The sequence below is a fragment of the Streptomyces sp. NPDC000983 genome (assembly GCF_040299205.1).
GTDB lineage: Bacteria > Actinomycetota > Actinomycetes > Streptomycetales > Streptomycetaceae > Streptomyces.
On sequence record NZ_JBEPBM010000017.1, the window covers coordinates 47980 to 70477 of the forward strand.

21 protein-coding genes are annotated in these 22498 nt (G+C 71.6%); 14 read left to right on the forward strand and 7 right to left on the reverse strand.

Features of this window, described 5'->3' with window-relative positions; all coding sequences use genetic code 11:
- Nucleotides 1-51: 51 nt before the first annotated feature.
- The 7 genes from ABT296_RS20680 to ABT296_RS20710 all read right to left on the reverse strand — a co-directional run bounded on the left by ABT296_RS20680 (nt 52) and on the right by ABT296_RS20710 (nt 6572).
- Entirely contained in the window at nt 52-273 is a 222-nt protein-coding gene (locus tag ABT296_RS20680; protein WP_351929331.1) for a hypothetical protein, read from the reverse strand.
- A gap of 123 nt (nt 274-396) precedes the next feature.
- Nucleotides 397-1431, reverse strand: coding sequence for a zinc-dependent alcohol dehydrogenase family protein (locus ABT296_RS20685; RefSeq protein ID WP_351929333.1), 1035 nt, complete (start codon nt 1429-1431; stop codon nt 397-399).
- On the reverse strand, nt 1428-2252 hold the full coding sequence (locus ABT296_RS20690; protein WP_351929335.1) for a carbohydrate ABC transporter permease: 825 nt from the start codon (nt 2250-2252) through the stop codon (nt 1428-1430). The genes ABT296_RS20685 and ABT296_RS20690 overlap by 4 nt, the downstream gene beginning before the upstream one ends.
- A complete protein-coding gene (locus tag ABT296_RS20695; RefSeq protein WP_351929337.1) occupies nt 2249-3187 on the reverse strand; it encodes a carbohydrate ABC transporter permease in 939 nt (312 codons plus the stop codon). The genes ABT296_RS20690 and ABT296_RS20695 overlap by 4 nt, the downstream gene beginning before the upstream one ends.
- Nucleotides 3184-4551: an ABC transporter substrate-binding protein gene (locus ABT296_RS20700; RefSeq protein ID WP_351929339.1), complete on the reverse strand. Its 1368-nt coding sequence runs from the start codon at nt 4549-4551 to the stop codon at nt 3184-3186. Before ABT296_RS20700 ends, ABT296_RS20695 begins: the two co-directional genes overlap by 4 nt.
- A gap of 105 nt (nt 4552-4656) precedes the next feature.
- Nucleotides 4657-5424, reverse strand: coding sequence for a DeoR/GlpR family DNA-binding transcription regulator (locus tag ABT296_RS20705; RefSeq protein ID WP_351929341.1), 768 nt, complete (start codon nt 5422-5424; stop codon nt 4657-4659).
- A 338-nt stretch (nt 5425-5762) separates the two neighbouring features.
- Nucleotides 5763-6572 (reverse strand): NAD-dependent epimerase/dehydratase family protein, encoded by an 810-nt coding sequence (locus ABT296_RS20710; RefSeq protein WP_351929343.1) that lies wholly within the window; start codon nt 6570-6572, stop codon nt 5763-5765.
- A 172-nt stretch (nt 6573-6744) separates the two neighbouring features.
- On the opposite strand from ABT296_RS20710, the gene ABT296_RS20715 reads away from it, so the two are divergent.
- From ABT296_RS20715 to ABT296_RS20780, 14 genes are all read left to right on the forward strand, one after another.
- Nucleotides 6745-7689 carry a 5-dehydro-4-deoxyglucarate dehydratase gene (locus ABT296_RS20715; protein ID WP_351929345.1) on the forward strand — a complete coding sequence of 315 codons (945 nt, stop codon included), beginning with the start codon at nt 6745-6747 and terminating at the stop codon, nt 7687-7689.
- Nucleotides 7686-8849 (forward strand): hypothetical protein, encoded by a 1164-nt coding sequence (locus tag ABT296_RS20720; RefSeq protein ID WP_351929347.1) that lies wholly within the window; start codon nt 7686-7688, stop codon nt 8847-8849. Before ABT296_RS20715 ends, ABT296_RS20720 begins: the two co-directional genes overlap by 4 nt.
- An 80-nt stretch (nt 8850-8929) precedes the next feature.
- Nucleotides 8930-9511 carry a TIGR03086 family metal-binding protein gene (locus ABT296_RS20725; RefSeq protein ID WP_351929349.1) on the forward strand — a complete coding sequence of 194 codons (582 nt, stop codon included), beginning with the start codon at nt 8930-8932 and terminating at the stop codon, nt 9509-9511.
- A 445-nt stretch (nt 9512-9956) separates the two neighbouring features.
- Complete coding sequence (locus ABT296_RS20730) at nt 9957-10613, forward strand: GntR family transcriptional regulator (protein ID WP_351929351.1); 657 nt, start codon at nt 9957-9959, stop codon at nt 10611-10613.
- Entirely contained in the window at nt 10610-11521 is a 912-nt protein-coding gene (locus tag ABT296_RS20735) for a dihydrodipicolinate synthase family protein (protein WP_351929353.1), read from the forward strand. Before ABT296_RS20730 ends, ABT296_RS20735 begins: the two co-directional genes overlap by 4 nt.
- Nucleotides 11509-13239, forward strand: a complete 1731-nt coding sequence (gene araD, locus ABT296_RS20740) for an L-arabinonate dehydratase (protein ID WP_351929355.1) — start codon at nt 11509-11511, stop codon at nt 13237-13239. Before ABT296_RS20735 ends, araD begins: the two co-directional genes overlap by 13 nt.
- Before the next feature lie 78 nt (nt 13240-13317).
- Nucleotides 13318-14253, forward strand: coding sequence for a carbohydrate ABC transporter permease (locus ABT296_RS20745; RefSeq protein ID WP_351929357.1), 936 nt, complete (start codon nt 13318-13320; stop codon nt 14251-14253).
- Nucleotides 14250-15146 (forward strand): carbohydrate ABC transporter permease, encoded by an 897-nt coding sequence (locus ABT296_RS20750; RefSeq protein WP_453167517.1) that lies wholly within the window; start codon nt 14250-14252, stop codon nt 15144-15146. The genes ABT296_RS20745 and ABT296_RS20750 overlap by 4 nt, the downstream gene beginning before the upstream one ends.
- Complete coding sequence (locus ABT296_RS20755) at nt 15143-16315, forward strand: Gfo/Idh/MocA family protein (RefSeq protein ID WP_351929359.1); 1173 nt, start codon at nt 15143-15145, stop codon at nt 16313-16315. The genes ABT296_RS20750 and ABT296_RS20755 overlap by 4 nt, the downstream gene beginning before the upstream one ends.
- A complete protein-coding gene (locus tag ABT296_RS20760; RefSeq protein ID WP_351929361.1) occupies nt 16312-17160 on the forward strand; it encodes a DUF6807 domain-containing protein in 849 nt (282 codons plus the stop codon). Before ABT296_RS20755 ends, ABT296_RS20760 begins: the two co-directional genes overlap by 4 nt.
- Nucleotides 17157-18659 carry a glycoside hydrolase family 43 protein gene (locus tag ABT296_RS20765; protein WP_351929363.1) on the forward strand — a complete coding sequence of 501 codons (1503 nt, stop codon included), beginning with the start codon at nt 17157-17159 and terminating at the stop codon, nt 18657-18659. Before ABT296_RS20760 ends, ABT296_RS20765 begins: the two co-directional genes overlap by 4 nt.
- Before the next feature lie 150 nt (nt 18660-18809).
- Nucleotides 18810-20153 carry an ABC transporter substrate-binding protein gene (locus ABT296_RS20770; RefSeq protein WP_351929365.1) on the forward strand — a complete coding sequence of 448 codons (1344 nt, stop codon included), beginning with the start codon at nt 18810-18812 and terminating at the stop codon, nt 20151-20153.
- Nucleotides 20154-20283: 130 nt separating this feature from the next.
- Entirely contained in the window at nt 20284-21078 is a 795-nt protein-coding gene (locus ABT296_RS20775) for a rhamnogalacturonan acetylesterase (protein WP_351929367.1), read from the forward strand.
- 40 nt (nt 21079-21118) lie between these two features.
- Nucleotides 21119-22438, forward strand: a complete 1320-nt coding sequence (locus ABT296_RS20780; protein WP_351929369.1) for a pectate lyase family protein — start codon at nt 21119-21121, stop codon at nt 22436-22438.
- Nucleotides 22439-22498 lie beyond the last annotated feature (60 nt).

A 22498-nucleotide genomic window follows, 5' to 3' on the forward strand; every position in this document is an offset into this window, starting at 1 on the left:
CGTTGAACGACCGAGGTCGATTTACCGTTCCCTTACCTGGGACCGATCGGGTCAACGGCGGTTTCGGGGGTGGTCACGGGCCGTGCGTTCGTTGCCGCGCTTGTAGTTTCCGGTCCAGCGGGCCATGACCAGCTGGGGGTCGTCGGTGGTGACCTCGGTGAGGAAACGGGCCGCTCGGGCGGAGCGGAGGGTGGTGGCGGGGCGGCCGGCGTGGGTGATGTGGACGGTGCCGTCCCGGGTTGTGTCGTAGGCGAAGCCGGTGGGTCTGGGCATGGTCGGGATGGTACGGGTGGAGTGGGGGCCGGGGCCCGTGGGTTTTCGCCCCCGCCGCCCCTCCCGTCCCGACCCCGGGGGCTGTGCCCCCGGACCCCCTTCGGCCCTTGAGGGGCCTTGTCCTCAAACGCCGGACGGGCTGGATGGGCTGGAGGGGGTGGAGGGGCTGGTGGGGGTCACGATGATTTTTCGGCCTTCTCCTGCGGCGAACCGGGTCAGGGCGTCGGGGTACTGCTGCAGGGGGAGGCGGTGGCTGATGAAGACGTCGGGGTTCAGGACGCCGGTCGCGAAGAGTTCCGCCGCTCGTTCGAAGCTGTGCAGGACCGCCATCGAACCGGTGATGGTGATCTCCTGGTTGTAGATGCGGTACGGGTCGATCGTCACCCGGGTCGCGTAGTCGGCCACGCCGAACTGGAGGAACGTGCCCGCCCTGGCGACCCGGTCCAGGCCGTCCTGGATCGCCGCCGCGTTGCCCGTGGCGTCCACCACCACGTCCCAGCCCTGCGGGCGGTCCAGCTCGTCCGCGTTCGCCGCCGCCCCCGACACCCCGAGCAACCGCGCCGTCTCCAGCCGGGCCGGGTTGACGTCCACGACGTCCACGCTCGCCGCGCCGGTCCGCTTGGCCAGCTCCAGCATCATCAGGCCCATCGTTCCCGAGCCGTAGACCAGGACGTGCGCGCCGAGGCGGGCGCGGAGCACGTCGTAGCCCCGGACCGCGCAGGACAGCGGCTCCACCAGGGCCGCGTCCTCGGTCCGGACGTGGTCGGGCAGCGTCACGCAGTTGGCGACCGGGGCCACCGCGTACTGCGCGGCGCCGCCCGCGGTCGTCACGCCGATCGCGGCCCAGCGCTCGCACAGGTTGTTGTGGCCGGTACGGCAGTAGCTGCACTCGTAGCAGTACAGCGAGGGGTCGACGGCCACCCGGTCGCCCTCGGCGACCTCGGTGACCCGGCCGCCCACGGCGACCACGGTGCCCGCGAACTCGTGGCCGGGCACGATCGGCAGCTTCGGCGCGAACTCGCCCTGGAGGATGTGCAGGTCCGTCCCGCACAGGCCGCAGGCCGCGACCTCGACCACGACCTCCCGCGGGCCCGGCGTCGGATCGGGGACCTCGGTGACGACGGCCCGGCCCACGGACTCGATGACGGCGGCCTTCATTTCACGGCTCCCAGCGACAGGCCCTGGACCAGTTTGTCCTGGGCGGCGAACCCCGCGGCGAGCACCGGCAGGGAGATGACGAGCGACGCGGCGCACACCTTCGCCAGGAACAGGCCCTGGCTGGTGATGAAGCCGGTCAGGAAGACGGGGGCGGTCTCCGCCACCACACCGGTCAGCACCCGGGCGAACAGCAGCTCGTTCCAGCTGAAGATGAAGCAGATCAGGGCCGTGGCCGCGATTCCGGGCAGGGCGATCGGGGCGACCACCCGGGTCAGCACCGTCGGCAGCCGCGCGCCGTCGACCCGGGCCGCCTCGATCACCGCGACGGGCACCTCGGACAGGAAGGACTGCATCATCCAGACGGCGATCGGCAGGTTCATCGAGGTGTAGAGCAGGACCAGCAGCCAGATGTTGTCCAGCAGGCCGGTGTTCTTCGCGAACAGGTAGAGGGGCAGCAGGCCCGCGACCACCGGCAGCATCTTCGTGGAGAGGAAGAAGAACAGGACGTCCGTCCACTTCTTCACCGGGCGGATCGACAGCGCGTAGGCCGCGGGCAGCGCCAGCAGCAGCACCAGCAGGGTCGAACCCACCGACGCCACCGTCGAGTTGATCAGCGCCGGCCAGGGACTGGCGCCGCCGTCCGTGCCGAAGAACTCCCGGTAGCCGTCCAGGGTCAGGGCGGCCCCGAAGGACGGCGGGTTGGTCGCCGCGTCCTCCTCCGAGTGGAAGGAGGTCAGCGCCATCCAGGCGATGGGCAGGAAGAACAGGATTCCGGCGGTCCAGGCCAGCAGACCGGGACCGGCCCGGCGTACGGCGTTCATGCGCGGGACACCTCCTCGCGGAACAGGGACGAGACGACCCGCAGCGCGAAGGTCGCGATGATGATCGAGCCGATGACGACGAGGACGCCGGCGGCGGAGGCCAGGCCGTTCTCGTGGGCCTGGTAGAAGCTCTGGTAGACGGTGTAGGGGAGGTTCGCGGTGCCCAGGCCGCCCGAGGTGATCGTGAAGACCGCGTCGAAGTTCTGGACGATGTAGATCGAGCCCAGCAGGGCGCCGAGCTCCAGGTAGCGGCGCAGGTGCGGGAGTGTCAGATGGCGGAAGACCTGCCAGTCGCTCGCGCCGTCCACCCGGGCCGCCTCGATCTGCTGCTGGTCCCTGCTCTGCAGGCCCGCCAGCAGGATCAGCATCATGAACGGGGTCCACTGCCAGACCAGGGCCGCCTCCACCGCGAGCAGCGGGGTGTTGGAGATCCAGTCCGGTTCGGGACCGCCCACGTAGTGCAACAGGCCGTTGAACAGGCCGTATTCGGGGTTGTACAGGACGTGCTTCCACAGCAGGGCCGCCGCCACCGGGACCACCAGGAACGGGGCGATCAGCAGGGTGCGGACCACTCCGCGGCCCTTGAAGCGGCGGTCCAGCAGCAGGGCCAGGGCCAGGCCCAGGACCAGGCTCGCCAGCACGACGGCGACCGTGAGCAGCACCGTCGTCCACACCGAGCGGCGCAGGTCGGGGTCGCTGAGCACCTCGGAGTAGTTGCCGAGGCCGGTGAAGCTGCGGGCGTCGGGGTAGAGGGAGTTCCAGTCGAAGAAGGAGATCACCAGCGTGGCCACGAACGGCAGCTGGGTCACCGCGATCATGAAGATCAGGGCCGGCAGGAGCGGGGCGCGGGTCGCCCAGGCGCGCAGCCGGCGCGAGGGCGGTTTGCCGGCGCGGACGGACGGTGCGGTGAGCGGAGCGGTGGTCGTGGCGGTCATCGTCCCTCGTACTCCTCGGAGATCTTCTCGGCGAGCTCCTGCGACTTCTCCAGGGCCGAATCGACGGACTGGCGTCCGGCGATGGCCGCGCTGATCTCCTGGGAGACCTTGGTGCCCAGATCGGTGAACTCGGGGATGCCGACGAACTGGATGCCGGGCGCCGGGCGCGGCTGCACCCCCGGGTCGTTCGGGCGGGCGCCCTCGATGGCCTCCTTGGTCATCTCCTGGAAGGCCGCGGCCTCCTCCCGGTACGCGGGGTTGGCGTAGGTGGAGGCGCGCTTGCCCGCCGGGACGCCGGACCAGCCGATCTCGTCGCCGACCAGCTGCTCGTACCCCTTGCCGGAGGCCCAGGAGACGAACTGCCAGGCCTTGTCGGGGTTGCGGGACGCGTCCTGGATGCCCCAGGCCCAGGTGTAGAGCCAGCCGGAGGACTCGGTCTCCTCGACCGGCGCGGGCGCGTAGCCGACCCTGCCCTTGACCGGGGAGTCGTCGGACTCCAGGGAACCGGCCGCCGAGGTGGCGTCGTACCACATGGCGACCTTGCCCTGGGTCATGTTGTTCAGGCACTCGGCGAAGCCGGACTGGGCGGCTCCGGACTGGCCGTGCTCGCGGACCAGGTCGACATAGAACTTCGTCGCCTTCTTCCACTCCGGGGAGTCGAGCCGGGCGGTCCAGTCCTTGTCGAACCAGGTGCCGCCGAAGGTGTTCACGACCGTGGTGAGCGGGGCCATCACCTCGCCCCAGCCGGGCAGACCACGCAGACAGATGCCCTTCATGCCGGGCTCGGCGCCGTCCAGGCGCGCCGCGAAGTCGGCCACCTGCTGCCAGGTGGGGTGCGCGGGCATGGTCAGACCGGCCCGGTCGAAGACGTCCTTGCGGTACATCAGGAACGACGACTCGCCGTAGAAGGGCTGGCCGTAGAGCTTGCCGTCGTCGCCGGTCAGGGACTGGCGCATCGGGGTGAGGATGTCCCGCTCGTCGTAGTCCGGGTCGTCGGCGACGTAGGAGTCCATCTCCTTGAGCCAGTCGTTGCGGGCGTAGATCGGTATCTCGTAGTTGGAGAGGGTGGCGACGTCGTACTGGCCGGCCTGGTTGGCGAAGTCCTGGCTGATCTTGTCGCGGACGTCGTTCTCGGGCAGGACGGTGAAGTTGACCTTGATGCCGGTCTCTTCGGTGAAGTGCGGGGCGAGTTTCTGCAGTTCCACCATCTGCGGGTTGTTGACCATGAGGACGTTGATCGAGTCGCCGCCCGATCCGGTGCCGCCCGCTCCGACCCAGCAGCCGGTGAGCAGTGGGGTGAGCAGCGTCCCTGCGGCGGCCGCGGCGAGCGTGGCTCGCGGCCTCCGTCGGCTCTGGGTTCGCATGGATCGCTCCTGGACTCATAGGGGTATACGGGGTACTTGCGGGCATGGGGGTGCCGGGGAAGGGGCGGAGAAGCGGAGCAGGGGCGGGTTCGGGTAGCCGGCCGGTCAGACGCGGATCATCTGCGGTCCCAGCAGGGAGTAGCGGTGGGCCTCGGCGGCCGGGAGGAGGGTGCTCGTGACGATCGCGTCCAGCGTGCCGATCTCGGCGAACCGGCAGAAGCCGACCGCCCCGAACTTGGTGTGCACCCCCGCGAACACGGTGCGCCGGGAGGCTCGTACGGCCTGCGCCTTGACCTCGCCGACGGCGGGGTCGGGGGTGGTCAGGCCGTGTTCGCGGGAGATGCCGTTGGCGCCGATGAACGCCAGGTCCAGGACGAAGCCGGCCAGCATCCTCGTCGTCCAGTGGTCGACGGTGGCCAGCGTGCCGGCCCTGACCCGGCCGCCGAGCAGCAGCACCGAGGTGTTCTCCGCCTCGGCCAGGGCCCCCGCGACCGGCAGGGACGCGGTCACCACGGTCAGCGGGCGGTCGCGGGGGAGTGCCTCGGCGATGAGCTGCGGGGTGAACCCCTCGTCGACGAAGACGGTCTCGGCGTCCCCGAGCAACTCGGCCGCCGCCGCGGCGATCCGGCGCTTCTCGGGTACGTGGCTGGTGGCGCGGAAGGCGAGCGTGGTCTCGAAGCCGGCGCTCTCCACGGGGTAGGCGCCGCCGTGCGTGCGGCGGACCAGGCCGTGGTCCTCCAGGGCGCGCAGGTCCCGCCGTACGGTCTCCTTGGCGACGCCCAGGTGTGCGGCGAGGGCGTTGACGTCCACGGACCCGGCGGTGCGGGCCGCGTGGACGATCTCGCGCTGGCGTTCCTCCGCGGTTCTGCCCATGGTCGTCACCTGCCGTTCCGCCGTTTCACCGCGCTGCCGTCGCCCGTTCGGGCTCTGGGGGAAGTTCTACAGCGGGTGTGTGGCGGTGGCCAGGTTTGTTACCGGGGGGATGCTGCCCGGTGTGTGACCGTTCGGTCGTGGGCGGGTTCGGGCCGGGCGGAGGGGGTGGGGGGTGCGGTGGTTCGGCGGGTGCGGGTGCGTTGTGGCTGGTCGCGCAGTTCCCCGCGCCCCCGGGGGAGGTGCGTCGGCCGTTTCCCGGGCCGCTCGGGAGTCCGGCGCGCCGTGCCCGAGTGCGGGGGCGGGCGTGCCCGTTCGGTGCCCGCGCGGCGCTCTTCCGGTCAGTACGGCCAGATCGGGGGGTCGTTGACGAAGTGGCCGCCGAGGTGGGCGTGGGCCTCGTTGGCGGGGTCCAGTTCGCCCTGTTCCGCGATCAGCTTCTCGGCGTAGGGCTCGGAGTCGTCCCGGGGGGCGTAGCCGAGGGCGCGGGCCGAGGTGAGGTCCCACCACAGGCGGGTGTTGGCGGAGGAGCCGTGCACGACCGTGTGCCCGACGCCCTCGGCGGTCAGCGCCGCGTGCAGCAGGCGGGCGCCGTCGGCGGGGCTCATCCAGACCGACAGCATGCGGACGCTGGTCGGCTCGGGGAAGCAGGAGCCGATGCGCACCGAGACCGTCTCCAGGCCGAACTTGTCCCAGTAGAACTGGGCGAGGTCCTCGCCGAAGGCCTTGGACAGGCCGTAGAAGGTGTCCGGGCGGTGCGGTGTCTCGATCGGGATCAGCGGGTCGTCGCCCCGCGGGCGGGGGGTGAAGCCGACCGCGTGGTTGGAGGAGGCGAAGACGATCCGCCCGACGCCCTCCTCGCGTGCCGCCTCGTACAGGTTGTAGGTGCCCTCGATGTTCGCCGCGAGGATCTTCTCGAAGGAGGCTTCCAGGGAGATGCCGGCGAGATGGATGATCGCGTCGACACCGCGGACGGCCTCGCGCAGCGCCTCCCTGTCGGCGAGGTCGGCGACGATCGCGTCCGGCTCGCCGTCGACCGGCCGCAGGTCGAGCAGGCGCAGCCGGTACCCGTACGCGGGCAGCAGGTCCCGCATCAGGGTGCCGAGTCCGCCGGCGGCGCCGGTGAGCAGGACGGTGCGGGGCGCTGGCATCCTCGGGTCTCCTTGAGTAGACGGCCGCGTGACTGCACGGTATTCACATTCGTGGACAAGCTAGGGATCATCGCGCGGTTCCGTCAAGGGTGGCGGAGGCGATGTTCATAAACATAAACTCTGATCAGACACTTGCACGCATTCGTGATCGCACCCGTTCTAGGGAGAGCCTGTGACGCCAGCCGACCTCGCCGCTCGACTCGGCATCCCCAGCGGGCCACTGTTCTTCCCCGTCACGGCCTTCGCGCCCGACGGCACCGTCGACCTAGACGTCTACCGCGCCCATGTGCGGCGCGGGGTGGACGCCGGCGCCGCCGCCGTCTTCGCCTGCTGCGGCACCGGGGAGTTCCACGCGCTGACCCCCGAGGAGTTCCAGGAGTGCGTACGGGCCGCCGTGGAGGAGACGGCGGGCCGGGTGCCGGTCGTCGCGGGCGCCGGGTACGGCACCGCCCTCGCCGTGCGCTACGCCCGGCTCGCCGAGGAGGCCGGCGCCGACGGACTCCTCGCCATGCCGCCGTACCTCGTGGTCGCCGGGCAGGAGGGACTGCTGCGGCACTACCGGGAGATCGCCGACGCCACCCCGCTCCCGGTGATCGTCTACCAGCGGGACAACGCCGTCTTCACCCCGGACACGGCGGTCCGGCTGGCCCGCACCGACGGTGTCGTCGGCCTCAAGGACGGCCTCGGCGACCTGGACCTGATGCAGCGGATCGTGAGCGCCGTACGCACCGAGGCGCCCGGCGACTTCCTCTACTTCAACGGACTGCCGACCGCCGAGCAGACCCAGCTCGCCTACCGCGCCCTCGGCATCACGCTCTACTCCTCCGCCGTGTTCTGCTTCGCCCCCGAACTCGCCCTCGCCTTCCACCAGGCGCTGCGCCACGGCGACGACGCCACCGCGGGCCGGCTGCTGGACGGCTTCTACCGGCCCTTCGTCGAACTGCGCGCCCAGGGCCGCGGCTACGCCGTGGCCCTGGTCAAGGCGGGCGTCCGGCTGCGCGGCCTGGACGTGGGCGAGGTCCGGCCGCCGCTGCACGAACCGGCCGAGGACCATGTCAAGCAGCTCGCGCTGCTGATCGAGCGCGGGTACGCGCTGCTGGAGGAGGACGGCAAGTGACGGTGTCGGCATTCGTTTACCCCTGGGACGTCAACGGGGACCCCGAGGCGCCCGCGCGGATCGCCGCGCTCGGGGTGCGGCAGGTGACCCTCGCCTCCGCCTACCACTCCACCCGCGCGCTGACCCCCCGCCACCCCCGGCACCGCGTCGTCACCGCCGAGCACGCGGCCGTGCTCTACCCGGCGGACGACGGCCGCTGGGCGGGCCGGGACCTGCGACCCCACGCGTCCGGCGCCTGGGCGCCCGGCGACGCCTACGGCGAGGCCGCCGAGGCGCTGGCCGGGGCGGGCCTCGACGTCCACACCTGGGTCGTGCTCGCGCACAACTCCCGCCTGGGCGCCGAACATCCGGACACCTCCGTCGTCAACGCCTACGGCGACCGCTACCCCTGGGCCCCGTGCATCGCCCAGCCCGCCACCCGCGCCTACCTGACCGACCTGGCCGCCGAGGCCGCGGTCCGGCCCGGCGCCCGCGGCACCGAACTGGAGTCCCTCGGCTGGTACGGCCTCGCCCATCTGCACGCCCACGACAAGACCGGCGGGGTCGGCCTCGGGGAGGCGGGCCAGTACCTGATGTCGCTGTGCTTCTGCCCGGCCTGCCGCCAGGGGTACGGCGCCCACGGCCTGGACGCCGACGAGCTGGCCGCGGCCGTGCGTGCCGCGCTGGAGCCGCTGTGGCGGGGAACCGCCGCCGACGACGAGGGCTGGGCGGGCGTCGAGAAGCTCCTCGGCGAGGCCGACGCGGCCGCCACCCTGGCCTGGCGCGGGGCGACCGCCCGCTCCCTCCAGGAGGCCGCCGTCGCCGCGGTGAGGGCCGCCGCGCCGGCCGGCTTCCAGGTGCTGCTGCACGCCGACCCGGTGCCGTACCACTGCGGGGCCAACGCCGGTGTGGACGCGGCGCACATCCTGTCCGTCGCGGACGGCGTGGTCGTGCCGTGCACCGGCGGCCCCGGACTCCTCGCCCCCTTCGCCGAGCAGGGGCGCGGAGTCCTCGCCGCCAACCTCACCGTGGTCTCCGGGATGGGCGGCAGCCCTGGCACCCTGGCCGCGGACGCGGCCCGCGCCCGTGACCTCGGCGCCACGGAGCTGCGGCTCTACCACGCCGGGCTGGCGTCCGACGGGGACCTGGAGGTGGTGCGGGCGGCCCTCGCCGGGGGGTGAGTCCCGGGTCGGGCGATGAGTTTCCGTGCCGCGGGCGGTCCACCCTGGGAGACCACCGCCGCAGCACGGAGGAACATCCCATGAACGACTCGATCATCGACCTGGGGCCGCAGACCCTGGTCCTGGCCCGGCTCGCCGAGGGCGTCGGGGACGAGCGGCTCGACGACGCGACACCGTGTCCGCTGATGCCCGTGCGTGCGCTGCTCGGGCATCTGCTCGGGCTGTCCGTCGCCTTCCGCGACGCCGGGCGCAAGGACCTCGGTCCCACGACCGACACCGCGCCCACGGAGGGCGAGCCGCGGCTCGGGCCGGGCTGGCGGGAGGAACTGCCGAAGGCGCTCGACGAACTCGCCGAGGCGTGGCGGGATCCGGCCGCCTGGACCGGGATGACGCGGGCCGGCGGGGTGGATCTGCCCGGCGCGGTCGCCGGGGCCGTGGCCGTCGACGAACTGGTGCTGCACGGGTGGGATCTGGCCCGGGGCACGGGGCAGGCGTACGAGCCCGATCCGGCGGCGCTGCGGGTCGCGTACGCGTTCCAGGTGGACTCGGTGGGGGATCCCATGCGGGGGGAGATCTTCGGGCCGGTTGTGCCGGTGCCGGATGCTGCGCCGCTGCTGGATCGGACGGTGGGGTTGAGCGGGCGGTCGCCGGGGTGGGTCTGAAGTCGGCGGTCGTGCAGGTGCGGGGCGTCCCTGATCGGGGCGCCCCGCGGTGCGTTTCGGGTTCTTCGGCGGTCGGGTGCGGGTGCGTCGGGGCTGGTCGCGCAGTTCCCCGCGCCCCTGAACGGGGTTGCCGGGCCGGAGTGTTGGGTGTGCGCGTGTTTTGCTCCGGTGAACCAGTGCGGGTCGGTGGTCGGGTGCGGGTGCGCCGGGGCTGGTCGCGCAGTTCCCCGCGCCCCTTGAGGGGTGGTCGGGGCGGAGTTTGAGTGCGCCGTGCTTCGCCCCGGTGAACTGGCGGGAGCCGTGCCCCTGCGCGCCGGAGCCGTGGGGGCAATCTCAACTTCCTTTGTCAGAAGCATTGACGAAACACAGGGGTGCTCCTACTTTCATCGCGTCGTACTTCGTACGTCATATATGAGACGCGATATGTGAGATCCGAGAGGCGCGCATGACCTCTGTGCCCACGCCGATCCCCTCCCGCACGCAGTACGTGCTGGAGGAGATCAAACGCCGCATCCTCACCGGGCGGTTGACGCCCGGCCAGGCCCTGGTGGAGACCGAGCTGGCCGCGCAGTTCGGGGTGTCCAAGACCCCCGTGCGCGAGGCCCTCAAGACCCTCGCCGGGACCGGGCTCGTGGTGATGAGCCAGTACAAGGGCGTCACGGTGCGCATGGTCGACGCGGACATGGCGCGCGAGGTCTACGACGTCCGCCTGCTCCTCGAACCCGAGGCGCTGAAGCGGGCCGTACGGCGCGGCGCCTCCCTGGACGACGCCCGCGACGCGCTGACCCGGGCCGACCGGGCCACCGACACCGCCGAACGCTCCCTGGCCAACCGGGAGTTCCACCGCGCCCTGTACCTGCCCTGCGGCAACCCGCTGCTCGGCCGGATGCTCGACGAGGTCCGTGACCAGGCCGCCCTCGTCTCCGCCGTCGCCTGGGCCGCCTCGCCCTCCTGGGAGCGGGAGGCCGGCGAGCACCGGGAGATCCTGCGGCTCGCCCTGGAGGGCGACGCGGACGGGGCCGCGCGAGCGCTCCACGCCCACATCGGGTCCTTCGTCGAGCGGGCGTTCCCCGGAACGCCGGAACAGGAAGGTCAGGAATGAGCAGCGTGACGTTCGAGACCCAGCGGGCGGCCCTGGCCGACGTGGTGTCGATCCCGGTGACCCCGTTCGCCGAGGACGGCAGCATCGACCAGGACGTCCACCGGGCCCTGCTGCGTCGACTGCTCGACGGGGGGATCCGCACCCTCACCCCCAACGGCAACACCGGCGAGTTCTACGCCCTCAGCCCGCAGGAACGCCAACTGGTCACGGAGATCACCGTCGACGAGGCCGGCGACCGGGCGGTGATCCTGGTCGGCGTCGGCCACGACGTGCCGACCGCCGTGGCCTCCGCCCGGCACGCCCGGGACCTGGGCGCCGCGATGGTGATGGTCCACCAGCCCGTCCACCCCTACGTGTCGCAGAGCGGCTGGGTCGACTACCACCGCGCCATCGCCGAGGCCGTCCCCGAGCTGGGGGTCGTCCCGTACATCCGCAACACCCAGCTCGGCGGCGAGCGGCTCGCCGAACTCGCCGACCACTGCCCCAACGTCATCGGGGTGAAGTACGCGGTTCCGGACGCCGCCCGGTTCGCCGGCTTCGCCCGGGACGCGGGCCTGGAGCGGTTCGTGTGGGTCGCCGGACTCGCCGAGCCCTACGCCCCCTCCTACTTCTCCGCCGGCGCCACCGGATTCACCTCCGGACTGGTCAACGTCGCCCCGGCCGTGTCGCTGAACATGATCGAGGCGCTCCGCTCCGGCGACTACCCGGCCGCCATGAAGGTCTGGGGCCAGATCCGCCGGTTCGAGGAACTGCGCGCCGCCAACGGCTCCGCCAACAACGTCACCGTCGTCAAGGAGGCCCTCGCCTCCCTCGGCCTGTGCCGCCGGGACGTCCGCCCGCCGAGCCGGACCCTGCCCGAGGACGAGCGCGCCGAGGTCGCCGCGATCGCCGCCGGATGGTCCATATGAAGGCGCCCGAGGAGCTCAGGAGCCACCAGTGGTGGGGCACCGACGGACTGCGGTCCTTCAGCCACCGCGCCCGCACCCGCCAGCTCGGCTACCTGCCCGAGGAACACCTCGGCAAGCCGGTCGTCGCGATCCTCAACACCTGGTCCGACATCAACCCCTGCCACGTCCACCTGCGCGACCGCGCGCAGGCCGTGAAGCGGGGCGTGTGGCAGGCGGGCGGCTTCCCGCTGGAGTTCCCGGTCTCCACGCTCTCCGAGACCTTCCAGAAGCCGACCCCGATGCTCTACCGCAACCTCCTCGCCATGGAGACCGAGGAACTGCTGCGGTCCTACCCCGTCGACGGCGCCGTCCTGATGGGCGGCTGCGACAAGTCCACCCCCGCGCTGCTGATGGGCGCGGCCTCGGTCGACCTGCCGGCGGTCTTCGTGCCGGCCGGCCCCATGCTCCCGGGCCACTGGCGCAACGAGGTCCTCGGCTCCGGCACCGACATGTGGAAGTACTGGGACGACAAGCGCGCCGGCCTCATCGGTGACTGCGAGATGACCGAGCTGGAGAGCGGGCTGGCCCGTTCCCCCGGCCACTGCATGACCATGGGCACCGCGTCCACGCTGACCGCCGCCGCCGAGGCCCTCGGCGTGACCGTGCCGGGCGCCTCCAGCATCCCGGCCGTCGACTCCGGGCACGACAGGATGGCCGCGAAGGCGGGCCTGGCCATTGTCGACCTCGTCCACAAGGGCCGTACGCTCGGCGACATCCTCACCCAGGAGGCGTTCGAGGACGCGGTCACCACCGTCCTCGGACTCGGCGGCTCCACCAACGCCGTCATCCACCTGATCGCCATGGCCGGACGGGCCGGCGTACGGCTCACCCTCGACGACTTCGACCGCATCGCCCGTACCGTCCCGGTGCTCGCCAACGTCAGGCCCGGCGGACAGAAGTACCTCATGGAGGACTTCCACTTCGCGGGCGGCCTGCCCGGCTTCCTCTCCCGGATCCCGGACCTGCTCCACCTGGACCGGCCCACGGTCTGCCACGACACCCTGCGCGAGCAGATCAGCGGCGCGCAGGTCCACGACGACGACGTCATCCGGCCGCGCGACAACCCGGTCGCGAGCGAGGGCGGGGTCGCGGTCCTGCGCGGCAACATCTGCCCGGACGGCGCCGTCATCAAGCACATCGCCGCCGAACCGCACCTGCTCAAGCACACCGGCCCCGCGGTCGTCTTCGACGACTACCGCACCATGCAGCGCACCATCAACGACCCGTCGCTGGACATCACCGCCGACAGCGTCCTGGTGCTGCGCAACGCCGGCCCCAAGGGCGGACCGGGCATGCCCGAGTACGGCATGCTGCCCATCCCCGACCACCTGCTCAAGCAGGGCGTGCGGGACATGGTCCGGATCTCCGACGCCCGGATGAGCGGCACCAGTTACGGCGCCTGCGTCCTGCATGTGGCGCCCGAGTCGTACATCGGCGGACCGCTCGCCCTGGTCCGCTCCGGCGACCCGATCACCCTCGACGTCGCCGCACGCACCCTCCGACTCCACGTGGACGACGAGGAGCTGGAGCGCCGCCGGGCCGAGTGGACGCCTCCGCCCACCCGCTACGAGCGGGGCTACGGCGCGCTCTACAACGACCAGATCACGCAGGCCGACACCGGCTGCGACTTCGAGTTCCTGGCCCGCCCGGGCCATGTGCCGGACCCCTACGCCGGCTGAACCTCCGCACCGCCCACGCAAGGCCAAGAACGCATCGCGCAGTGAGAGAAAGCGCTTCCCCCAGAACGGAGTACAGTCATGGCCCATGCCGCAGCCGTGGCGAAACCGCCCGCGCCACCGAGGCGGCGCCGTGGATCCGCCACCCCGCGCAGGCTGCCGTACCTGCTGATCGCCCCGGCCGCCCTGCTCATGCTGGGCTTCATCGCCTACCCGGTCATCAGCGTCTTCTACTACAGCCTCCAGAACTACAACCCCACCAAGCCCTGGCGGAACGGGTTCGCCGGCTTCGACAACTTCGTCCACGCCTTCACCGAGGACCCGCTGTTCTGGGACACCCTCGCCTTCAGCGCCAAGTGGGTCTTCGTCGAGGTCGGACTCCAGCTGATGTTCGGGCTCGCGCTGGCCCTGATCGTGAACCAGACCTTCGTCGGCCGGGGACTCGGCCGCGCGATGGTCTTCTCGCCCTGGGCCGTCTCCGGCGTGCTGACCTCCGCGATCTGGGTTCTCCTGTACAACTCCCAGACCGGCATCACCCGTTACCTCGCGGACATGGGCATCGGCACCTACGGCACCAGCTGGCTGTCGGACACCTCCACCGTCTTCTCCGCCGCGATCGTCGCGGACCTGTGGAGAGGCGTCCCCTTCTTCGCCATCCTGATCCTCGCCGACCTCCAGTCCGTCTCCAAGGACCTCTACGAGGCCGCCGAGGTCGACGGGGCCAGCCGCATCAAGCAGTTCTGGCACATCACGCTGCCCCATCTGAAGGACGCCATCATCCTGTCCACGCTGCTGCGCGCGGTCTGGGAGTTCAACAACGTCGACCTGCTGTACACCCTCACCGGCGGCGGACCGGCGGGCGTGACGACGACCCTCCCGCTGTACATCGCCAACACCAGCGTCGACGCCCACAACTTCGGTTACGCGTCCGCCCTGACCACCGTCGCGTTCGTGATCCTGCTCTTCTGCTCGATGGTCTATCTGCGGCTGAGCAAGTTCGGAGGTGAGAGCAAGTGAGCATCAAGGAAGCCACCCCCGTCGTGCCCGCCGCCCGGAGGAACCCTCCCGCGCCGCCCCGCCCCAAGAAGGTCCACCGGGCCTGGGACGAGGCCCCGCGCTGGCAGATCTACCTCCCGCTCGGCATCTATCTCCTGTTCACCCTGATCCCCTTCTACTGGATCCTGCTCTTCGCGCTCCGCCCGGCCGGCTCCACCTCCCTGGTGCCCTGGCCGATGACCCTGGAGCACTTCGAGAAGGTCTGGAACGAGCGGAGCTTCGGCACCTACTTCCAGAACAGCGTCTGGGTCGGCGTCGCCACACTGGTGATGACGACACTGGTCGCGCTGGCCGGCGGCTACGCCCTCGCCCGCTTCGACTTCAAGATCAAGCAGGCGTTCATGCTCGCCCTGCTCTGCTCCCAGTTCGTGCCGGGCGCGCTGCTGCTGGTGCCGCTGTTCGAGATCTTCGCCGAACTCCAGATGATCAACTCGCTGGGCAGCGTCATCCTCGCCGAGACCGTCTTCCAACTGCCCCTGTCGATCATCCTGATCAGCAACTTCATCAAGAACGTGCCGTACTCCCTGGAGGAGGCGGCCTGGGTCGACGGCTGCGGGCGGATGCGAGCCTTCCGGGTGGTCGTCCTGCCGCTGCTGCGGCCCGGTCTGATCGCGGTCGGCTCCTTCGCCTTCGTGCACTCCTGGAACCACTTCCTGTTCGCCCTGATGTTCCTCAACAACCAGGACAAGCAGACCATCCCGGTCGGCCTCAACACCCTGATGAGCGCGGACAGCGTCGACCTCGGCGCCCTCGCGGCGGGCGGCATCATCGCCGCCGTACCCGTGGTGATCGTGTTCGCCTTCATCCAGAAGTGGCTGATCACCGGCTTCAGCGCGGGGGCGGTGAAGGGGTGAACCCGTCCCTGGGCACGGCCACGCCACTCGTCCTCGCGGGCGCCCGCGGCCACGGCCGCTGGCACCTGGAGAACATCCGACGGCTCCAGGAGCGGGGCGTCGTCCGCCTCGCCGGCATCTGCGAACTGACGCCGCTGGCCGCCGAGGAGATCCCGGACGGGCTCGGCACACCCGAGCAGTCCGCCGACCTCGGCGCCCTCCTGGACTCCACCGGCGCCGAGATCGCGGTGATCTGCACACCGATCCCGACCCACACGGACCTGGCCCTGACGGCCGCCGCCCGGGGCGTGCACCTGCTGCTGGAGAAGCCGCCCGCCCCCTCCTACGCGGAGTTCCGGCGGATGGCCGACGGAGTCGCCGCGGCGGGCGTCGCCTGCCAGATCGGCTTCCAGTCGCTCGGCTCGCACGCGCTCCCCGCGATCCGGCGCATGATCGCCGACGGCACCGTCGGCGAACTCGTCGGCATCGGCGGCGCCGGCGCCTGGTCCCGGCCCGAGTCCTACTTCCGGCGCGCCCCCTGGGCCGGAAGACGGCGGCTGAACGGCGTCGACGTGATCGACGGCGCGCTGACCAACCCGCTCGCGCACGCCGTCGCCACCGCCCTCGCGCTCGCCGGCTCGACCCGCGCCGAGGACGTCATGGAGGTGGAGACCGAGCTGCTGCGCGCCAACGACATCGAGTCCGACGACACCTCCTGCGTCCGGGTCACCTCCACCCGGGAACTGACCGTCACCGTCGCCGCCACCCTGTGCGCCGAGTACCCCGACGACCCGTACGTGGTGGTGCACGGCAGCAGCGGCCGGATCACCTTCTGGTACAAGCAGGACCGGGTGCTGCTCCAGCGCGCCGACCACGGCCCGCAGGAGTTCGAGTACGGCCGCACCGACCTGCTGGAGAACCTCGTCCGGCACCTCGCCGACGGCACCGGGCTGCTGGTCACCCCCGATCTGACCGGCGCCTTCATGAAGGTCGTCGAGGCGGTCCGGCTGGCCCCCGACCCCGTCGTGCTGCCCGCCGGGGCCTGGCACCGGCCGCCCGGCGAACAGCGCCGCGTGGTGCCCGGGATCGACGGCATGGTCGCCGCCTCCGCCGACAGCCTGGCCCTCTACTCCGAGCTGGACGCCCCCTGGACGCCGCCCCACCGACTGCGCACCGAGGTGAGGACATGACGACCACCCAGGACAGCCCCGTGCTCAGGGTCGCGGGCCGCCCGGTCGGCCGGTACGTCACCCGGCCCGAACTGCCCGACCGGCTCTCCCCGCGCCCGTACCTGCACCCCGTCACCACCCTGGCGGGCACCGCGGTCACCGAGCTCAGCCCGGCCGACCACGCACACCACCTCGGCGTCGGTGTCGCCGTTCCCGACGTCGAGGGGCACAACTTCTGGGGCGGCCGGACCTACGTCCGCGACCGGGGGCCGACCGAGCTGGACAACCACGGCGCCCAGCGCCACAACGGCTTCCAGCTGCGCGACCCCGACGGGTTCGTCGAGGAACTGCGCTGGACGGCGGGCGGCACCGAACTGCTGCGCGAACGCCGTACGGTCGCGGCGACCGCGCTCACCGACACCGCCTGGGCGCTGGACTTCACCTTCTCGCTCACCGACGTCACCGGCGGCGGGCTGTCCATCGGCAGCCCCGCCACCAACGGGCGCCCCGGCGCGGCCTACGGCGGGTTCTTCTGGCGGGCCCGCAAGGAGGCGGCCGCCCCGGACGTCCTCACCGCCGACGGCGAGGGCGAGGAACGGGCGCACGGCAGCCGGGCCGACTGGGTCGCCCTGGCCGGCGCCGGCTGGACCCTGGTCTTCGCGGGCGCCACCGACCGCACCCGCGAGGACCCGTGGTTCGTGCGCACCGCCGAGTACCCCGGCGTCGGCTCCTCCCTCGCCCACGACCGGCGGCTGGAGGTGCCGCCCGGCGAGACCGTGGTCCGGCGGATCGTCACCGTCGTCGCCGACGGCCGGCTCGACCGGGACGCCGCCGCCCTGCTGGTGCGCAAGGCGGTGAGCGCGTGAACACCTACACCAACCCCGTCCTCGACGCCGACTGGTCCGACCCCGACGTGCTGCGCGTCGGCGACGACTACTACCTCACCGCCTCCAGCTTCGGCCGGGTGCCCGGACTGCCCCTGCTGCACTCCCGCGACCTGGTCAACTGGACCCTGGTCGGACACGCCCTCGAACGCCTGGAACCGGCCGCCGAGTTCCGCGCCCCGCGGCACGACTGCGGGGTGTGGGCGCCGTCCCTGCGCCACCACGCCGACCGGTTCTGGATCTTCTGGGGCGACCCCGACCAGGGCGTCTTCCAGGTCAACGCCTCGGGCATCAGGGGGCCTTGGACCCGGCCGCACCTGGTCAAGGCCGGACAGGGACTGATCGACGCCTGCCCCCTGTGGGACGAGGAGACCGGCGAGGCCTATCTGGTGCACGCCTGGGCCAAGTCGCGCTCCGGCGTCAAGAACCGGCTCACCGGCCACCGGATGAGCCCCGACGGCACCGAACTCCTCGACGAGGGCAAGGTGATCGTCGACGGCGACCGGATCCCCGGCTGGTTCACCCTGGAGGGCCCCAAGCTCTACCGGCACGATGGCTGGTTCTGGATTTTCGCCCCCGCCGGGGGAGTGGAGACCGGCTGGCAGGGCGCCCTGCGCTCACGCGGCTTCTTCGGCCCGTACGAGGAGCGGATCGTGCTGGAGCAGAAGGACACCGACGTCAACGGCCCCCACCAGGGCGGCTGGGTGCGCACCCGGTCCGGCGAGGACTGGTTCCTGCACTTCCAGCAGCGCGGCGCCTACGGCCGGGTCGTGCACCTCCAGCCGATGCGCTGGGGAGCCGACGGCTGGCCGGTGATCGGCGCGGACGGCGCGCCCGTCGCGGTCCACACCAGGCCCGCGCTGCCGCCGCAGCCGCCCGCCGCCCCCGCCACCGACGACCGCTTCCCCGGCGGCCGGCACGGCCGGCAGTGGCAGTGGACGGCCAACCCGCGGGAGGGCTGGACCACCCAGCACTCCGCCGACGGGCTCCGGCTGGCCTGCGTCCGCTCGGCCGACGCGCACGACCTGCGCAGACTGCCGAACGTGCTCACCCAGCGGCTGCCGGGCAAGCCGGTCACCGTCGAGGTGGGGCTGCGCCTGGACGGCGAGGAGCCGGGGGCCCGGGCCGGGCTCGCGGTGCTCGGGGACGCGTTCTGCTGGATCGGACTCCAGCGGGCCGCCGACGGCACCGTCCAGGTCGTCCACCGGTTCGCCGAGGCCGCCGCCGAACGGGAGCGGGACGCGGCGCACCCCTGTCCCGCTCCCGGGGGCCGGGTCCGGCTGCGCGTCGAGATCACCGCCGGCGCCCGCTGCCGCTTCCTGTACGACATCGGCGACGGCTGGACACCGTCCGGCCCCGTCTTCGCCGCCACCCCCTGGCGCTGGGTCGGTGCCCTGCTCGGCCTGTTCGCCCTCGCGCCCGACGGACCGGGACATGCCGGCTCCGCCGACTTCACCCACTTCGAGATCGTGCCCGCGTAACCGCCCCTCGCCACAAGCCCGTCGGGAGAAGCAATGACGCACCCCCGGAGCAAGCGCTTGCCGGACAGGGCGGAGCCATGCGCGGGTTCGACCACCGATGACCCCCCACAACTTCATATCTCGCTGGATCCAGAAGAAGAGAGCCGACCAATGAAGATCAGCATCCGCAGAAGCAGGCGTGCCGCCCTGGCCGTCGCCCTGGGCTCCGTGCTCGCCCTGACCGCCACCGCCTGCGGTGACGACGGCAGCGGCGGCGGCGGGGACAAGGGGGCCGAAGGGTCCGGCAAGGGAAAGATCGTCTTCTGGGACAACAACGGCGGTGTGCGCACCGACATCTGGAAGGAGATCATCGCCGACTTCGAGAAGGCGAACCCGGACATCGACGTCGAGTACGTCGGCATCGCCTCCACCGAGTACCAGTCCAAGGTCGACACGGCCATCCAGGGCGGCGGCCTGCCCGACGTCGGCGGCGTGGGCGCGGCGATGCTCGCCGGGTTCTCCGCCCAGAACGCGCTGGAGCCGCTCGACGAGCGCCTGTCCGGGTCCTCGCTGGGCGGCAAGCTCAACGCGGACATGATCGCCTCGCTGAAGGCGGCCGGCGGCGGCGACGACACGCTGTACTCGATCCCCACCTCCGCCAACAACGGTGTCCTGTACTACCGGACCGACCTGTTCGACAAGGCGGGTCTGGAGGAGCCGTCCACCTGGGAGGCCTTCTACAAGGCGGCGGAGAAGCTGACCGCGGCGAAGAAGAACGAGTTCGGCTACACCATCCGCGGCGGCGCCGGTTCCATCGCCCAGGCGCTGGACGCCATGTACGGGCAGAGCGGGATCACCGAGTTCTGGGACGGCGACAAGACCACCGTCAACGACCCCAAGAACGTGGCGGCGCTGGAGAAGTACGCGGCGCTGTACAAGAAGGTCACCCCGGCCGCCGACCTCAACAACGACTTCACCAAGATGGTCGCGCAGTACGACTCCGGCACGATCGGGATGCTCAACCACAACCTGGGCTCCTACCAGGACCATGTGAAGGCGTTCGGGGCGGACAAGTTCCGCGGTATCCCGCAGCCGGTCGGTGACAGCGGCAAGCGGGTCCAGGTCTCCAACCCGGTCGACGGGCTCGGGGTGTTCAAGAGCTCCAAGAACAAGGACGCGGCCTGGAAGTTCATCGAGTTCGCCGTGGGGCATGAGGCGAACTCCAAGTTCAACGAGTCCGCGGGACAGGTCCCGGCCAACAACGACGCGGCCAAGGACCCCTGGGTGTCCTCCGCCGAGCCGACCAAGCTGGCCGCCCAGGCGCTGACCGACGGTTCCACCACGATCGTGCAGCTGCCGTACTACCTGCCGGACTGGAACACCGTCTCCAAGGCCGACAACGAGCCGAACTTCCAGAAGGTGCTGCTCGGTGACATGGACGCCAAGGAATTCCTCGACACGCTGGCCGAGCAGCTGAACGAGGCGCAGGCCGAGTGGAACGAGCAGAAGGGCTGAGCGAGCCGGGTGCTCGTCCGCGGGAGGACTGCCGGTCCGTGCGACGGCCCGCGCAGTCCCCCGCGCCCCTCGGGAGTTCTCCCTTCCACCTGTGACTCCCTCGGACTCACCTCGGACGGAAAGGCCCAGCATGACTCTCTCCCGCAGACAGGTCGCCGGCGCCGCCTTCGCCGCCGCCCTGCCGCTCACCGCCGGAACCGCCCACGCGGGCGAACGGCGGCCGCCCCGGACGCTGTTCATCGCCGGGGACTCCACCGCCGCGCAGAAGTACGCGGACGCCGCGCCCGAGACCGGGTGGGGCATGGCCCTGCCGTTCCTCCTGCGCAAGGGGCTCGCCGTCTCCAACCACGCGGTGAACGGCCGCAGTTCGAAGAGCTTCGTCGACGAGGGTCGGCTCGACGCCGTCCTCGCCGTGATCCGGCCCGGTGACTTCCTGATCGTCCAGTTCGCGCACAACGACGAGAAGGCCGGCGACCCCACCCGGTACACCGAGCCCTGGACGACGTACCGCGACCACCTGCGGCTGTACGTCGAGGGCGCCCGCGCCCGCGGCGCCCGGCCGGTGCTCGCCACCGCCGTGGAACGGCGCCGGTTCGACGCCGACGGCAACGCCCTGCCCAGCCACGGCGAGTACCCGGCGGCGATGCGCTCGCTCGCCGAGGAGGAGCGGGTGCCGCTGCTGGACGTCCAGGCGCTGTCGCTGGCGCTGTGGCAGTCGCTGGGCGTGGAGGAGACCAAGAAGTACTTCAACTGGACCGCGACCGAGCAGGACAACACGCACTTCAACCCGCCCGGCGCCATCGCGGTGGCCCGGCTCGTGGCACGCGAGCTGCTGCGGACCCGGGTGCTGCGCCCGCACGACCTCGGACGGCTGGACCAGGAGATCCCGGAGTCCTGGATCACCTGGCCGCAAGCCGCCGCCTGACCCCACATCCCCTGTCGCGCAAGAAGAAGAGAGCCGCACCATGAACACACCGAAGTGGCATGGGCATGCCACAGGTAGAACCGTCGCGCTGGCCGGCTGCGCCGCCCTCGTCCTCGGGGCCACCGGCGCCGGAACCGCCCAGGCCGGGCACCACCACCGTGACCTCGCCCGCCAGGTGCTCGGCGCCGGGGACGGCTGGGCCTCGGAGGGCGCCGGCACCACCGGCGGGGCCGCCGCCGACTCCGCGCACGTCTACACCGTCACCACCTGGGCGCAGTTCAAGGCCGCCCTCGCCGACAGCCCCGGCGCGCCCCGGATCATCAAGGTCAAGGGCCTGATCGACGCCGTCTCCGAGGGCTGCGACGCGCTCGCCGCCGAGGGCTACGACTTCCAGCGGTACCTCGCCGACTACGACCCCGCGGTCTGGGGCAACGACACCGTCGTCAGCGGCGAACAGGAGGACCTGCGCGCCGCGTCCGCCGCCAACCAGGACCAGATGATCAAGGCGAACGTGCCCGCGAACACCACCATCGTGGGCGTCGGCCGGAACTCCGGTATCCGCGGCGGCAGCCTCCAGATCAAGGCCGTCGACAACGTCATCGTCCGCAACCTCACCATCGAGGCCCCCGTCGACTGCTTCCCCCAGTGGGACCCCACCGACGACAACAAGACCGGAGCCTGGAACTCCGAGTACGACGGGGTCGTCGTCTACGGCTCCACCCATGTGTGGATCGACCACAACACGCTCACCGACGGCCGCTACCCCGACAGCTCCCTGCCGGAGTACTTCGGCAAGGTCTACCAGCAGCACGACGGCCTGCTCGACGTGGTCCGCGGCGCGAACCTCGTCACCGTGTCCTGGAACTCCTTCGAGGACCACGACAAGACCATGCTGATCGGCAACAGCGACGGCGCCGGCTCCACCGACTCCGGCAAGCTCAAGGTCACCCTGCACCACAACCGCTTCGAGGGCATCGTGGAGCGGGCGCCGCGCGTCCGGTTCGGCCAGGTCGACTCGTACAACAACCACTTCGTGGTCACCGCCGGGCAGAAGTTCGGCTACGTCTTCGGCATCGGCGCCTCCTCCCGGCTGTACGCCACCGACAACGCCTTCTCGCTGGGCTCGGGCGTCAGCACCGGCAAGGTGCTGAAGAAGTGGAGCGAGGCGCCCCTGACCGCGGCGAACAACTACGTCAACGGCAGGCTCACGGACCTGATCGCCGTGCACAACGCGGAGATCCCCGCCGAGACCCTCCAGTCCGACGCCGGCTGGACGCCCACCCTGCGCACCAAGGTCGACCACCCCCGGGCGGTCCCCGGCATCGTCGACCACCGCGCGGGCGCCGGCCGCCTCCGCTGAACCCCCGAGGGGGCCGGCCCGCCCGGCCCCCTCGTCCGCCCCCCATCAGGAGCACCCACC

What these genes read in the sequence shown, in the direction of transcription:
- ABT296_RS20725 (WP_351929349.1), top strand. Translation starts at nt 8,930, where the DNA reads ATGAACGACTCGATCATCGACCTGGGGCCGCAGACCCTGGTCCTGGCC.
- ABT296_RS20730 (WP_351929351.1), top strand. Translation starts at nt 9,957, where the DNA reads ATGACCTCTGTGCCCACGCCGATCCCCTCCCGCACGCAGTACGTGCTG.
- ABT296_RS20760 (WP_351929361.1), top strand. Translation starts at nt 16,312, where the DNA reads ATGACGACCACCCAGGACAGCCCCGTGCTCAGGGTCGCGGGCCGCCCG.
- ABT296_RS20710 (WP_351929343.1), bottom strand. Translation starts at nt 6,572, where the DNA reads ATGCCAGCGCCCCGCACCGTCCTGCTCACCGGCGCCGCCGGCGGACTC.
- ABT296_RS20745 (WP_351929357.1), top strand. Translation starts at nt 13,318, where the DNA reads ATGGCCCATGCCGCAGCCGTGGCGAAACCGCCCGCGCCACCGAGGCGG.
- araD (WP_351929355.1), top strand. Translation starts at nt 11,509, where the DNA reads ATGGTCCATATGAAGGCGCCCGAGGAGCTCAGGAGCCACCAGTGGTGG.
- ABT296_RS20735 (WP_351929353.1), top strand. Translation starts at nt 10,610, where the DNA reads ATGAGCAGCGTGACGTTCGAGACCCAGCGGGCGGCCCTGGCCGACGTG.
- ABT296_RS20770 (WP_351929365.1), top strand. Translation starts at nt 18,810, where the DNA reads ATGAAGATCAGCATCCGCAGAAGCAGGCGTGCCGCCCTGGCCGTCGCC.
- ABT296_RS20700 (WP_351929339.1), bottom strand. Translation starts at nt 4,551, where the DNA reads ATGCGAACCCAGAGCCGACGGAGGCCGCGAGCCACGCTCGCCGCGGCC.
- ABT296_RS20680 (WP_351929331.1), bottom strand. Translation starts at nt 273, where the DNA reads ATGCCCAGACCCACCGGCTTCGCCTACGACACAACCCGGGACGGCACC.
- ABT296_RS20705 (WP_351929341.1), bottom strand. Translation starts at nt 5,424, where the DNA reads ATGGGCAGAACCGCGGAGGAACGCCAGCGCGAGATCGTCCACGCGGCC.
- ABT296_RS20695 (WP_351929337.1), bottom strand. Translation starts at nt 3,187, where the DNA reads ATGACCGCCACGACCACCGCTCCGCTCACCGCACCGTCCGTCCGCGCC.
- ABT296_RS20690 (WP_351929335.1), bottom strand. Translation starts at nt 2,252, where the DNA reads ATGAACGCCGTACGCCGGGCCGGTCCCGGTCTGCTGGCCTGGACCGCC.
- ABT296_RS20775 (WP_351929367.1), top strand. Translation starts at nt 20,284, where the DNA reads ATGACTCTCTCCCGCAGACAGGTCGCCGGCGCCGCCTTCGCCGCCGCC.
- ABT296_RS20685 (WP_351929333.1), bottom strand. Translation starts at nt 1,431, where the DNA reads ATGAAGGCCGCCGTCATCGAGTCCGTGGGCCGGGCCGTCGTCACCGAG.
- ABT296_RS20780 (WP_351929369.1), top strand. Translation starts at nt 21,119, where the DNA reads ATGAACACACCGAAGTGGCATGGGCATGCCACAGGTAGAACCGTCGCG.